The following is a 13701-nucleotide window of genomic DNA, read 5'->3' as shown; positions in this document are numbered from 1 at the left end:
TTCAGGAGCCTTCGCATGTCCCGTTCGCTAGACACCTTGCTGCGCCCCAGTCTGCTGGCCGTCGCCATCGCCCTCAGCGCGCCGCTGATCAGCAGCCCGTTGCTCGCCGCCGAACAGGCCTCCAGCGTACGCGCCTACAACCTGCCGGCGGCGCCGCTGTCGACCACCCTGAACCAGATCGCCAGCCAGGGCGGCCTCGCGCTGTCACTGAATCCGTCGCTGGCGGCGGGCAAGACCTCCGCACCGGTCAGCGGCCAATACGATGCCGCCGGTGCGCTACGCGCTGCCCTGCGTGGCACCGGTCTGCAACTGGAACAAAGCAGCACCGGCACTTACACCCTGGTGGCGGTGCCGGAAGGGACACTGGCGCTGCCGGAAACCGCAGTCATCGGCGTGGAAAACCTGGAAACCGCCTGGGGCCCGGTCGAAGGCTACACCGCCACCCGGACCGCCGCTGGCACCAAGACCGACACCGCGCTGGTCGAAGCACCGCGCTCGATCTCGGTCGCTACCCGTCAGCAAATGGATGACCGCAGCGTACACAGCCTCGATGACGCCGTGCGCTACATGCCGGGCATCACCGCCAGCAGCTACGGCAGCGACACCCGCGCCGACTGGCTGCGCGTGCGCGGTTTCGAGCCGACCCAGTTCCTCGACGGCCTGCCCCTGCCAAAAGGCGTGTACGCCAACCCGAAACAGGAAACCTGGAACCTCGACCGTCTCGCCCTGCTCCGTGGCCCGGCCTCTTCCGTCTACGGCCAGACCCCGCCGGGCGGCCTGCTGGACATGGTCAGCAGGCGCCCGAGCAGCGACGCCAGCAGCGAAATCCAGTTGCAGTACGGCAGCGACAACCACCGTCAGATCAACTTCGCCAGCACCGGCAAGATCGACGACGCCGGCCAGTTCCTCTACGGCATCAGCGGCGTGGTGCGTGACAGCGGTACCCAGATCGACCACATCGACAACAAGCGCTACAACATCGCGCCGAGCCTGACCTGGAACATCGACGACGACACCAAATTCACCCTGCTGAGCCAGTTCACTCGCGACGATACCGGTATTACCAGCCAGTTCCTGCCGGTGCAGGGCACCAAGATCGACATGCCGTTCGGTAGCGTCTCGCACCACAAAAATCTCGGCGATCCGGATTGGGAATACTACGACCGCACTTACTACGCGCTCGGTTATGCCTTCGAACACCGGCTGAACGATGTCTGGCAGTTCAAGCAGAACCTGCGTTACACCAAGTCGGACCTGTCGTTCCAGGCCCTGACCGTCGGTTCTTACCCGTACACCATGGTGGACGATCAAGGTAACGTCGGGCGCACCAGCACCAGCGTTGACGAAGACATCAGCCAGTTCGCGGTGGACAACAACTTCCAGGCCGACTTCGCCACCGGTGACATTCGCCACACCGTGCTGTTGGGGCTGGATCACCAGCGCAGCAACACCAACTACCTGTCGATCTACGGTGACGGCCTGAAAACCAACGTGCTGAACCCGATCTACGGCCAGCCGATCGTTCGTCCGGATCGCTCGACGGCGTATTACGACTACGACCAGAAGACCTACCAGACCGGCCTCTACGTGCAGGACCAGATGGCCCTCGACCAATGGCGCCTGACGCTGGGCGGTCGTGAAGACTGGGTCCACACCGGCACCACGTTCTTCAACAAGGCCGACGCGACCAACACCCAGCGCGACAAGAACTTCAGCGGTAACGCAGCGCTCAGCTACGTGTTCGACTCGGGCTTCGTCCCGTACATTTCCTACGCCGAATCCTTCCAGCCAACCACCGGCGCCGACGCCTCCTCCAGCGGTTCGCTGAAACCGACCGAAGGCAAGCAGTGGGAAATGGGCGTCAAGTACCAGCCACCGGGCAGCAAGACCCTGCTGACCGCCGCCGTGTATGACCTGACGCAGAAAAACGTCGCGGTCACCACCACCGTCGGCAACACCCCGATCACCAGCCAGACCGGCGAAGTGAAAGTCAAAGGCCTGGAACTGGAGGCGACCTCGGACGTCACCGATAACCTCAAAGTGATTGCCGCCTACACATTGGCCAAGTCCGAAGTGCAGAAAGGCGACTACAAAGGCAACCGCCTGCAACTGATGCCGAACCAGCAAGCCTCGCTGTGGACTGATTACACCTGGCACAGCGGCGTGCTCGACGGCTTCGGTATCGGCGGTGGCGTGCGTTACACCGGCAACACCTATGGCGATCAGGGCAACACCTGGCTGGGCAAGGCCAATGCCTACACCGTGTTCGATGCCTCGGTGCATTACGACCTCGGGCGTCTGGACAACAGCCTCAAAGGTGCGTCGCTGGCCGTCAACGCGACCAACCTGTTCGACAAGGACTACATCTCCACCTGCGATGGCTTCTACTGCTACTACGGCGACCAGCGCAGCGTCGTCGCCAGCGCCACCTACAAGTGGTAAGCGACTGAGTGCCAACCGGTCCTGTCATCAGGCCGTCCCTGCGGGGACGGCTTTGGTGTTTTTGAAGGTCACGAAATGAAAAGTAAAACCATCCGCCGCTGGTCGTTCATCCACACCTGGACCAGCCTGATCTGCACCGTGTTTCTGCTGTTGTTGGCATTGACCGGCCTGCCGCTGATTTTCCATCACGAGATCGAGCACCTGCTCGGCGATGCGCCGCAAGTGCGCGAGATGCCCGCCGACACGCCGCGCCTGAATCTGGCGCAACTGGTCGACGCCGCAGAAAAACATCGTCCCGGCGAAGTGGTGCAGTACTTCGGTTTCGAAGACGACGAGCCCAACGCCGTGCTGACGATCATGGCGAAAACCGCCGGTACCGAACCGAACTCTTCGCACACCTTCATGCTCGATGCGCGTACCGGTGAAGCGCTGGAAACCCCGTCGGCCAATGGCGGCCTGATGCTGTTCATCCTGCGCCTGCACGTCGACATGTTCGCCGGGTTGCCGGGCAAGTTGCTGCTGGCATTCATGGGCCTGCTGTTTGTGGTCGCGATCATTTCCGGGACGGTGCTGTATCTGCCATTCATGCGCCGTTTGCAGTTCGGCACCGTGCGTCAGGACAAGTCCACCCGCCTGCGCTGGCTCGATCTGCACAACCTGATCGGCATCGTCACCCTGACCTGGGCCTTGGTGGTCGGCGTCACCGGAGTGATCAGCGCCTGCGCCGACCTGATCATCGCCGCGTGGCGCAATGACACGCTGACCGCCATGGTCGCGCCCTACCGCGATGCCCCGCCGCTGACCCGACTGGCCCCGGCCACCCGCCTGCTGGACATCGCCCGCGACGTGGCGCCGGGCATGAACCCGGATTTCATCGCTTTCCCCGGCACGCGGTTTTCCAGCGAGCATCATTATTCAGTCTTCATGAAGGGTGGCACGCACCTGACCTCGCACCTGCTGACGCCGGTACTGATCGACGCCAGCACCCTGCAAGTCACCGCCGTCGGTGAACGCCCGTGGTACATGGACGCCATGGGCATGTCACAGCCGCTGCACTTCGGCGACTACGGCGGCATGCCGATGAAAATCCTCTGGGCGACCCTCGACGTGCTGACCATCATCGTGCTCGGCAGCGGCGTGTACCTGTGGGTGGTGCGGCGTAAAGCGGCGAAACCGGTGACGGCGGAGGCTGCTGCATGAAGCCGCGTCAGTCGAGTTTCTGGAAAGTGTTCAGCACCCCGCTGGTGATTGCGCTGCTGAGTGCGGCGGGGCTGTTCGCGGCGTTGTTGGGGGATGGAATCTGGGATGCGTTGAGCTGGGTCGGGCTGGGTGTGCCGGCGTTTCTGGCCGTAAGAGGCTTGCTGCAGCGTGGGTGATTTTTGTGCTGCCTGACAGGGCCTCTTCGCGAGCAAGCCCGCTCCCACAGGGGATTTGTGAACGAAACAGATCCAGTGTGGGAGCGGGCTTGCTCGCGAAGGCGGCCTCATGAGCACCCGCAAATCCCTCGCCAGCCGCTCTGTATCTGACTAGGCTAACCTCCTGCTCTTCGATGACCACCGAGGTTTGCCAATGTCCGCCCCCAGCATGACCCTGTTCCATAACACGCTTTCCCCGTTCGTGCGCAAAGTGATGGTGCTGCTGCACGAGACCGGCCAGCAGGATCGCGTCGCTCTGCAAGACTGCGTCCTCAGCCCGGTCAGCCCGGATCCGGCGCTCAACGCCGACAACCCGCTGGGCAAGATTCCGGCCCTGCGTCTGGCCGACGGCAGTGTGATTCATGACAGTCGCGTGATTCTCGAATACCTCGACCAGCAGCACGTCGGCAATCCGCTGATCCCCCGCGAAGGTGCGGCCCGCTGGCGGCGTCTGACCCTGGCATCGATGGCCGACGGGATCATGGACGCCTCGGTGATGGTGCGTTACGAACTGGTGCTGCGCGCCCCGGAAAAGCACTGGGACGAGTGGCTCGACGCCCAGCGCGACAAGATTCGTCGCGCCCTGGCCTATCTGGAAAGTGACGCCATTGCCGAGCTGACCAGCCATTTCGACGTGGCGGCGATCAGCGTCGCTTGTGCACTGGGTTACATCGATCTGCGTCATCCGGATCTGGACTGGCGCAGCGCCAATCCGCAACTGGCCAACTGGTATTTCGACGTGAGCCAGCGACCGTCCATGGTCGCCACCCTGCCCAAGCCCTAAGGCTGCGGCGTCTGATCCGGCCCCTTCGCGAGCAAGCCCGCTCCCACATTGGAATGCGTACTCCTGTGGGAGCGGGCTTGCTCGCGAAGGCACCACCTCGTTTCCACAGGCAGAAACCCGACAATCCGCGTCACCAACTCTTCCTTCCAGCGCTGCTCCTCTCGCAATCCACTCATTGCATCCCCCCCACATCAAACTCCAGCGGCTTGGCCGGTTTCTGCCCGATCCCGTACCAGTCGAGTTTGCGCGTCAGCACCATGAACACCCCGAGCAGGCCGAACAACAGCAGCGAGCCCATCAGCAGCGCGTAATCCTCGGCGCTCAGCAAGCCATACAGCAGGCCATACAACGCCGCCAACCCCGCGGAAAAACTCAGGCCATGACGCACGCTGTGCAGCACGTGGCAAACATAAAACCCGATCAACAACACACAGCCACTGGCCGACAGCAGATACGCCAGAGCAAAGCCGATGTGCTCCGACAACGACAACAGCAACAGGTAAAAGAACGCCAGCGCCACCCCGACCAATGCGTATTGCACCGGGTGCACCGCCAGACTTTTGAGCACTTCGAACAGGAAGAAACCGGCGAACGTCAGGACGATGAACAACAGCGCATATTTGATCGCCCGATCACTCTTCAGGTACTGATCCACCGGATCGATGAAGCTCACACCAAAGCTGCGCCCGTTGAACGCCTCGCAGTCATTGCCGATCACGCAACGGCTCATGGCTTCTTGCAGGTTGGTGGAGAAGAACGTGGTCTGCCAATCGGCGCTGAAGCCCTGATCGCTGATCTCGCGTTTGCCCGGCAAGAAGTTGCCGACAAAGCTTGGATGCGGCCAGTTGGCGGCAAGACTGACGTGGCTGGTCTTGCCCACCGGCAGCACCTGCAACGAACCGGTGCCTTGCAGACGCAGGTCGAAACCGAAGGTCAGCTCTGTAGCGTTGCGAGTGTCCAGCACCGGCAGCGTGACCCGTACACCTTCGCCGAGCCAGCCGACCTGGGTGCCGGGTACGAAGTCCAGGCGTTGGCCGTCGAGTTCCAGTTTCAGCGCGTTTTCGATGCCGCGAATATCGCTGATGCCCACCGCCAGAAACGGCGCATCGAACTGGTAGTCGGCGAAATCTTCCTGGATCCCCAACTGCGCCGGCAACGAGAAATGCCCATTGATGCGATTGTCGGCGTGGAACAGTCGCGCTTCGTAAATACCGCGATTGCGCAACTCGGTCTGCACCTGGCCGTCGAGCTCGAAGCGCTCCGGCAAAAAATACAGACGACCGCGTTCTTCACTTGGCTCGTCGTAGCGCTGGTTGGTTTTGTCGTTGAGCTTCCAGTTGTGAATCACTTTGCGATACGGCACTACCATCACCGGCCCGCTCAGTTGCTGGCTGTTACTGGAGCTGCGGGCAATGTCTTCAAGCACGCCATCGCGCCGTTGCTGGCGGTCATCGATGATGCCGTCAATCATCAGCAGCGGTATCAGCAACAGCAGGATCAGCAGGGCAATCGCCCCGAGCTTGATGGTCAGATTCTTGTTCATGGGACTCTCCCTGTTTGGATGGGCAGAGTCTGGTGTTGATGTATGAGGTGAATGTGGGGGGAATATGGAGATTGTGTGGAGACTGTTATGGCCCCATCGCGAGCAGGCTCACTCCTACAGTTGATCGCGTTTTCCCGTAGGAGTGAGCCTGCTCGCGATAGCAGCGACGCGGTTTCAAGGCAGGCGCAAAATCACTTCCACGCCATTCTCGACGTTGCGGATCTGCATCGACCCACCGTGCAACTTCACCACCTCTTCAACGAAGTTCAGCCCCAAACCGGTGCTCTTGCGCCCACTGTCCGGACGCGGCAATGAGTAAAACCGCTCACTCAGACGCGGCAAGGCGTACTCGGGAATCGCCGCCGCTTCGTTGAACAAGCGCAACTCGACCTGCTCTCCAACACGCTCGGCACTGAAACGCAGCAACCCGCCGACCGGGGTGAAATCCAGCGCATTCTCCAGCAGATTGCCCAACGCCTGACGCAGCAGAAACGGCTCGCCGATCAGCAACAGATCCGACGCAATCGTCTGCTCGACCTTGAGCCCCCGGCCTTCGATCCGCGCTGCCTGCGCCTGCAACAACTCGTCGACCAGTCCTGCCAGCGGCACCGCCACCCGCTCCTCAAGCCCCTGCCGCTGCTCGACTTGCGCGAGGTTCAACAGGCGCTCGATCAACTGCTGCATCCGCGCGCTTTCGCTGTCGATGTTGCCGATAAAGCGCAGGCGCTGAATCGCTGGCATGTCACCCTGCAGCAATTCCGCCGCACCGCGAATTGCTGCCAGCGGACTTTTCAATTCATGGGTCAGGGTGTGCACGTAGCGTTCGACGTAAGCTTTGCCTTCGAGCTGGGTGCGCATCTGCTCCAGCGCCGTGGCCAGTTGCTCCAGCTCGCCGCCACGGTAATGCGGCACTTCAACCCGGCGCCCTTCACTCACCGCTTTGGCGTAGCCGGTCAAACGGTGCAGCGCGCGGCTCAGCCACCACGACAGCAAGGCGCCGAACAGCAGGCCGAGGCCGATCAGCCCGGCACCGTAAAACAGCAAGCGCCGCTCGGTGCGATCGACATAAGGCTGCAACGAGCTGTTGGGCTTGGCCACGGTGACCACTCCGATGATCCGCCCGTTGTCGCGGATCGGCGCGCCGACGTGCATCACCGAGGACGCCGGGTCGTTCGGATCGCTGCGGGTCGAGCGCGCGCCGTATTCGCCGCGCAGGGTCAGGTAGACGTCGTTCCAGCGCGAGTAATCCTTCCCGACCGCCACGCCGCTGGAATCCAGCACCACGATGCCTTTGGCGTCGGTGACGTAGATGCGGTGGTTGACCTGGTTTTTCGGCAGGCCCCAGATCGTCGCCTGTGGCTGGCGTTCGCCGTAGGCGCGCAGCAATTCGGGCCAGCGGTTCTCGCTGAGCGTGCCGGCCTTGAAATCATCACGGAGAATTTCCGCCATCAGGTTGGCGGTGTCGACCAGGGTTTCTTCGGTGGACTGGCGCACGCCGGGGCGGATTTCTTCCATCACCGTGTTGAGCACGAAATAACCGGTCAGGCCGACAAACAGCACATACACCAGAAAAATCCGCAGCCCCAGCGACATCAGCTGTGCCCCGGGCTGTAGCTGTAACCGAGGCCGCGATGGGTCTGGATCGGCTCGGCGTCGGCCCGCACCAGACGCAGTTTGGCACGCACGCTCTTGATGTGGCTGTCGATGCTGCGCTCGTAGCCGGCGTCGGCGGCAACCCCCAGCGCGTCGAGCAATTGCTCGCGGCTGAACACCCGCTGCGGTTGTTCGAGCAGGCATTGCAACAGGCGGAATTCGTGGCGGGTCAGGTTCAGCGGCTGGCCCCGGTAGACGATCTGCACGCGCTCGGGATCGATGCGAAACAGCGCCGAGGAGGCTTCAACCACGGGACGCGGCGCCATGCGCTTGAGAATCGCCCGGACCCGCGCCGCGACCTCACGCGGGCTGAACGGCTTGACCACGTAATCGTCGGCGCCGATCTCCAGCCCCACCACCCGGTCGATCTCGGCGTCCCGGGCGCTGAGGAACAGCACCGGCACTTCACTGAAGCGCCGCAGCTGTTTGCAGGTTTCGAAACCGCTGATGTCCGGCAGGCCGATGTCGAGAATGATCAAGTCAGCCGGGGTCTGCCGTTGATGCTCCAGCGCCGCCGCGCCGAGGCTCAGCCACGTGGTAGCAAACCCCTCGCCCTGCAGGGCAAAAATCAGCGTGTCGGCAATCGCCGCTTCGTCTTCGACAATCAGGATATGAGGCATGGCGTCCGAGCCCATGGGTTAAGTGCGCGAACGGTGCCCCAAGCCTGACCTTACGTCAATGAGACCACTTAGCAGTCCGGCTTGTCGGCAGTGAAACGCCGTGCCGGGTTCACTGCCGCGCCGAACTCGCGCAGGGCCTTGGCGCCGATCAGCAGTGGATAGTTGAAGTGACTGCGGTCGGTCAGGTTGACCTCAACGGTGCGCTTGACGTTGCCCAGGCACAGCTCCAGATCGACCACCGGACGCTTGGCGACTTCGGTGACGTCGCGATCTTCATCGTCCTCGTCGGAGCGACTCTTGATCTTGCTGATCCGCGCGACCTTGTGCTCGTAGACCTTGTTATCGGCATCCTTGGTAGCGAGGCGAAAACGCACCCAGTCTTCGCCATCGCGGGTGAAGGTCTCGATGTCCTTGGCCGACAGCGAAGCGGTCAGCGCGCCGGTGTCCATCTTGGCCTTGAGCACCTCACCACCGATTTCCGGCAGCGCGATGTATTCGTAACGCCCGTACAGGGTCGGCTCGGCGGCCATGACCGGCAGGGCGACGAGGGCAAACAGTGCAAGGAGGGATTTCACGTAGAGGGCTTCCTTGGAAAATGAGGGCGTCAGACGCGAGATTTTAGACAGCCATTGGGCAATTCGTTCGCCCTGAATCCGCCTTCGCGAGCAAGCCCGCTCCCACAGGGGATCGGGGATCTGTTGAAGATGGCATGCACACTGAACATCCACTGTGGGAGCGGGCTTGCTCGCGAAGAGGCCAGCCCTGCCAGCACAGTAATCAGCTCCAGCATAGCCAGCCAAAAGTGAAACATTCGTCACCATCGATTTGGCCTCTCACCCGAAGCCACTTATCATGGCGCGCCCATCCGCCTTCATAGAGTTGCTTATGCGCCGCCTGCTCACCGGCTGTTTCGTCACCCTGCTGCTGTTGCTCAACACCCTGATTCTGATCGGGCCGTTGCTGGTCTTTGCCCTGCTCAAATTTATTGCGCCGGGGCGCTGGCGCGATTACGCCTCGTGGGCGGTGATGTGGATTGCCGAGACCTGGGCGGAAATCGACAAGCTGATCTTTCGCCTGTGCATCCCCACTCAATGGGACATTCGCGGCGGTGACAACCTGCGTGGTGACACCTCGTATCTGGTGGTCAGCAACCACCAGTCGTGGGTCGACATTCCGGCGCTGATCCAGACCCTCAACCGGCGCACGCCGTTCTTCAAGTTCTTCCTCAAGAAAGAGCTGATCTGGGTACCGTTCCTCGGTCTGGCGTGGTGGGCGCTGGATTACCCGTTCATGAAGCGCTACAGCAAGGCGTTCCTCGCCAGGCACCCGGAGCTGGCGGGCAAGGATCTGGAAATCACCCGACAGGCCTGCGAGCTGTTCAAGCGCCAGCCGGTAACGGTGGTGAATTATCTGGAAGGTACTCGCTACACCGCGGCGAAAAGCGCGCAGCAGCAGTCACCGTTCAAGCACCTGCTCAAACCCAAGGCGGGTGGCGTGGCATTTGTTCTGGCGGCGATGGGCGAACAGCTGGACGCGCTGCTCGACGTGACCGTGGTGTATCCACAGCAGAAGATCCCGGGATTCTGGGATTTGATCAGCGGCAGCGTGCCGCGGGTGATCGTCGACATCCAGACCCGCGAACTCGACCCGGCGCTGTCGCAGGGCGATTACGAGAACGATCCGCTGTTTCGCCAGCAGGTCCAGAACTGGGTCAACCAGCTCTGGACCGAGAAGGATCAGCGCATCAGCCAACTGCGCGGCGAGCGCGCCTGAATCAGCTACCGGTACCGGCGCCCCAGATACTGCCCAGGCTCTGCAGCAGTGGGCCGCCGACGCCTTGATCACCCAGGTACTTGAGCAGCACCGGGGCAAACTGACCGACCATGCCGCTGTCCATGCCCAACGCACCGAAGGCATTGTTCAGGTCGCTGGTGTTCTTGACGTTACCCAGCGCGTTTTCCAGCCCGGCGGATTTGCCCGACGAGCCGAGCAACCCGCTCAACGCCGCCAGGTTGCCGCTACCGCCCGACAGTTTGTCGATGCCCGGCACTTCTTTGGCCAACTGCGAATAATCGGTGCTGCTCAATTGGTTCTTGGCCAGGCCAAGCATGGCGCTGGTGCCACCGACGGCTTGCTGCGGCGTAACACCGAGATCGGTGACCGCTTTCAGCAAACCAGCCGTTTCCGAGGTCGGCGCGGCGGCGGTGGCAGCGTTGCCACCCTGCATGCTCGAAGCCGCTTTGGTCACGTCTTCCAGACTGAACCCTGCGAACACCGGGCCAGCCGCAAGGGTCATCAGTGAAGCCAAGGCAATACCGCGTGAAATCTTCATTCAGACATCCTCTTGCGCTGTGGTGACCGCCCCTCAATGGGCGGCAAAACTGCCGATTTGACCGGGTTTCAGCCAGCATGTTCCTCGCCGGCGCATCCATTTTCAGCATGCCCACGTATATAAAACGTGAAACCGCGGATAACCCGAGATGAATGGCACAAGCGCTGTCCCTGAACTAGCCTGTGAACAGCCCGAGCACCGCCCTCGTCGCCCGCTCATTGCCTGGAGAGCCGTCATTTCCATCGCCGACCCCGATCAGTTGCGCCAGCTGCTGGCCCAGTGCTCACTGGGTGACCGTACTGCGTTCGAAACGCTCTATCGCAGCGTTGGCCCGCGTCTGCACGGCGTGGCCCTGCGCATCATCGGCCGGGCGGATCTGGCCGAGGACGTGCTGCAGGAAAGCTTCGTCCGCATCTGGAACAACGCCTCGCGCTACGAAGCCCACTTGTCGGCGCCGCTGACCTGGATGATCAACATCACTCGCAATCAGGCCATCGACCAATTACGCAAACAGCGCGAGCGGCCGCTGACCGACTTCGAACAGGACACCCTGCCGGACGATGGCCCTTCAGCCCACGACCTGTTGAACAGCAGCCGCGAAGCCAGCGCGCTGCATCGCTGCCTGGACACCCTCGACGGCATGCAGCGCCAGTCGATCAGCGTCGCCTACTTCCAGGGCCTTTCCTGCTCGGAACTGGCCGAACAGCTGGCCGCACCGCTGGGCTCGGTGAAGTCGTGGATTCGCCGAGGCATGGAGCGTCTGCGCAGGTGCCTTGAATCATGAACTACCAGACCCCCGCCCTGCGCCGCGCCCTCGCTGCCGATTACGCCATTGGCCTGATGTCTGCGGCGGCGCGCAGGCGCTTTGAACAATTGCTGCTGGATGACGCAGCACTGCGAAGCGAGTTGGCGCAGTGGCAGGAGAGCCTTGCCAGCCTTACCGAAACGCTGCCGGAGCAACCGGTGCCGGATCGGGTGTGGCAAGGCATCACCGCGCGGATCGAACCGCAAGTGCTGCACGTCCCGGAAAAACGTCCGTTCTGGAACTGGCTACGGGTCACCGCCGCGCTGTGTTCGATCGTGATCCTGGTATTCCTCGGCCCGCTGTACAACCGCGATGACGCCCGCTACCGCGCCACCCTGCTGACCGCCGACGCGCAGCCGGCACTGAAGGTCGAGGCGCATGCCGATTATCTGCAAGTCGAGCCGCTGACATTGGCGGCAGTCGGGCCTGATCGCAGCCTGGAATTGTGGGCGATTCCAGCGGATGGCAAGCCGATTTCGCTGGGGGTGATTCCGGCGGGGGGCAAGGGCAAGGTTGAATTGAGCGCGGCGCAGAAAGTCTTGATCGGCCAGCCGATTGCGCTGGCGGTGAGTCTGGAGCCGAAGGGTGGCTCGCCGACCGGGCAACCGACCGGGCCGGTGCTTTACCAAGGCGCTTTGGCAGCCCTCTGATTGCAAAAATCAAAAGATCGCAGCCTTCGGCAGCTCCTACAGGGATCAGTGTAGGAGCTGCCGAAGGCTGCGATCTTTTGATCTTTTGACGTAAGAAGGGCGACCTGCGGGTCGCCCTTTGTTACTTACGCCGCACTGAACAACCGATGCGGATCGATCACAAACTTCTTCGGCACACCGGCATCGAACTCGCCGTAACCTTCCGGCGCCTGATCGAGGCTGATCACTTGCACGCCCACCACTTCGGCGATGTTGATGCGGTCCCACATGATCGCCTGCATCAGTTGGCGGTTGTACTTCATCACCGGGGTCTGGCCGGTGTGGAAGCTGTGGGATTTGGCCCAGCCCAGACCGAAGCGGATGCTCAGGCTGCCCATTTTCGCGGCGGCGTCCACGGCACCCGGATCCTCGGTGACGTAGAGGCCCGGAATACCGATCTTGCCGGCGACACGCACCACGCCCATCAGCGAGTTGAGCACGGTGGCCGGGGCTTCGGATTTCACCCCGTCATGGCCGTGACCACGGGCTTCGAAGCCCACGCAGTCCACCGCGCAATCGACTTCCGGTTCGCCCAGCAGCTCGGCGATCTGCTCGTGCAGCGGCGTGTCCTTGGACAGGTCGACCACTTCAAAACCCTGAGCCTTGGCGTGCGCCAGGCGGATGGTGTTGACGTCGCCGATGATCACCACCGCCGCGCCCAGCAGACGCGCCGAGGCAGCCGCGGCCAGACCGACCGGGCCGGCGCCCGCGATATAAACGGTGCTGCCCGGGCCAACGCCCGCCGTCACCGCACCGTGATAGCCGGTCGGGAGGATGTCGGAGAGGCAGGTCAGGTCGCGGATTTTCTCCATGGCCTTGTCGCGATCCGGCAGTTTCAGCAGGTTGAAGTCGGCGTACGGCACCAGCACGTACTCGGCCTGGCCGCCAGTCCAGTCGCCCATGTCGACGTAACCGTAGGCACCGCCGGCACGGGCCGGGTTAACGGTCAGGCAGACACCGGTGTGTTGCTCCTTGCAGGAACGGCAGCGCCCGCAAGCTACGTTGAACGGTACGGAAACCAGATCGCCGATTTTCAGGTTCTCGACGTCGGAACCCTTTTCGATCACTTCGCCGGTGATTTCATGACCCAGCACCAGACCGGTCTGCGCCGTCGTACGGCCGCGCACCATATGCTGGTCGGAGCCACAAATGTTGGTGGATACCACACGCAGGATTACACCGTGCTCGATCTTCCTGCCGCGCGGGTCCTGCATTTTCGGATAGTCGATTTTCTGCACTTCGACCTTGCCAGCGCCGAGATACACCACACCACGATTGCCAGACATGCTTTCACCTCGCTGTTGTTTTTATGGAACCGCGTTGCCCAGGCAGGCAGCGCGTTAAGTGCTCGGGTTATTGCTTGTTGGTCTTGCGTTGTCAGTTATGGCCCCTTCGCGAGCAAGCCCGCTCCCACATGA

At 62.2% G+C, this 13701-nt stretch carries 13 protein-coding genes; 7 read left to right on the top strand and 6 right to left on the bottom strand.

The features are described from left to right. Positions 1-15 precede the first annotated feature (15 nt). The 4 genes from LCH64_RS18590 (at position 16) to LCH64_RS18575 (ending at position 4641) form a co-directional block, all read left to right on the top strand. Positions 16-2442, top strand: a complete 2427-nt coding sequence (locus LCH64_RS18590) for a TonB-dependent siderophore receptor (RefSeq protein ID WP_226500953.1) — start codon at positions 16-18, stop codon at positions 2440-2442. A gap of 75 nt (positions 2443-2517) precedes the next feature. Further along, positions 2518-3642, top strand: coding sequence for a PepSY domain-containing protein (locus LCH64_RS18585; protein ID WP_201136407.1), 1125 nt, complete (start codon positions 2518-2520; stop codon positions 3640-3642). Further along, complete coding sequence (locus tag LCH64_RS18580) at positions 3639-3818, top strand: hypothetical protein (protein ID WP_226500952.1); 180 nt, start codon at positions 3639-3641, stop codon at positions 3816-3818. The genes LCH64_RS18585 and LCH64_RS18580 overlap by 4 nt, the downstream gene beginning before the upstream one ends. A gap of 193 nt (positions 3819-4011) precedes the next feature. Then, complete coding sequence (locus tag LCH64_RS18575; protein ID WP_103521261.1) at positions 4012-4641, top strand: glutathione S-transferase; 630 nt, start codon at positions 4012-4014, stop codon at positions 4639-4641. A 172-nt stretch (positions 4642-4813) separates the two neighbouring features. On the opposite strand, the gene creD is transcribed toward LCH64_RS18575, so the two are convergent. The 4 genes from creD to LCH64_RS18555 all read right to left on the bottom strand — a co-directional run bounded on the left by creD (position 4814) and on the right by LCH64_RS18555 (position 9032). Further along, the gene (creD, locus tag LCH64_RS18570) at positions 4814-6184 is read right to left on the bottom strand and encodes a cell envelope integrity protein CreD (RefSeq protein ID WP_226500951.1); all 1371 of its coding nucleotides are present in this window, start codon (positions 6182-6184) and stop codon (positions 4814-4816) included. Positions 6185-6358: 174 nt separating this feature from the next. Next, positions 6359-7777 (bottom strand): two-component system sensor histidine kinase CreC, encoded by a 1419-nt coding sequence (gene creC / locus LCH64_RS18565; RefSeq protein WP_226500950.1) that lies wholly within the window; start codon positions 7775-7777, stop codon positions 6359-6361. Then, the gene (gene creB / locus LCH64_RS18560) at positions 7777-8457 is read right to left on the bottom strand and encodes a two-component system response regulator CreB (protein ID WP_103486457.1); all 681 of its coding nucleotides are present in this window, start codon (positions 8455-8457) and stop codon (positions 7777-7779) included. The genes creC and creB overlap by 1 nt, the downstream gene beginning before the upstream one ends. A 68-nt stretch (positions 8458-8525) precedes the next feature. Next, entirely contained in the window at positions 8526-9032 is a 507-nt protein-coding gene (locus LCH64_RS18555) for an ATP-dependent zinc protease (protein WP_103486433.1), read from the bottom strand. Positions 9033-9342: 310 nt separating this feature from the next. Here LCH64_RS18555 and LCH64_RS18550 point away from each other — a divergent pair, with 310 nt between their 5' ends. Further along, positions 9343-10230, top strand: coding sequence for an acyltransferase (locus tag LCH64_RS18550; protein WP_226500949.1), 888 nt, complete (start codon positions 9343-9345; stop codon positions 10228-10230). Position 10231: 1 nt separating this feature from the next. Here LCH64_RS18550 and LCH64_RS18545 read toward each other — a convergent pair whose 3' ends face one another. Further along, the gene (locus tag LCH64_RS18545) at positions 10232-10789 is read right to left on the bottom strand and encodes a DUF2780 domain-containing protein (RefSeq protein WP_003228952.1); all 558 of its coding nucleotides are present in this window, start codon (positions 10787-10789) and stop codon (positions 10232-10234) included. A gap of 148 nt (positions 10790-10937) precedes the next feature. Here LCH64_RS18545 and LCH64_RS18540 point away from each other — a divergent pair, with 148 nt between their 5' ends. Both LCH64_RS18540 and LCH64_RS18535 read left to right on the top strand, forming a co-directional pair. After that, positions 10938-11573, top strand: a complete 636-nt coding sequence (locus LCH64_RS18540; RefSeq protein WP_226500948.1) for a sigma-70 family RNA polymerase sigma factor — start codon at positions 10938-10940, stop codon at positions 11571-11573. Further along, positions 11570-12244 carry an anti-sigma factor gene (locus LCH64_RS18535; RefSeq protein WP_226500947.1) on the top strand — a complete coding sequence of 225 codons (675 nt, stop codon included), beginning with the start codon at positions 11570-11572 and terminating at the stop codon, positions 12242-12244. The genes LCH64_RS18540 and LCH64_RS18535 overlap by 4 nt, the downstream gene beginning before the upstream one ends. Before the next feature lie 125 nt (positions 12245-12369). On the opposite strand, the gene fdhA is transcribed toward LCH64_RS18535, so the two are convergent. Then, the gene (gene fdhA / locus LCH64_RS18530) at positions 12370-13569 is read right to left on the bottom strand and encodes a formaldehyde dehydrogenase, glutathione-independent (protein WP_103484819.1); all 1200 of its coding nucleotides are present in this window, start codon (positions 13567-13569) and stop codon (positions 12370-12372) included. Positions 13570-13701: the final 132 nt, after the last annotated feature.

The organism is Pseudomonas sp. MWU16-30322 (assembly GCF_020515535.1).
In the GTDB taxonomy this organism is placed as follows: Bacteria; Pseudomonadota; Gammaproteobacteria; order Pseudomonadales; family Pseudomonadaceae; genus Aquipseudomonas; species Aquipseudomonas fluorescens_H.
This window is presented reverse-complemented; position numbering and strand designations above follow the sequence as displayed.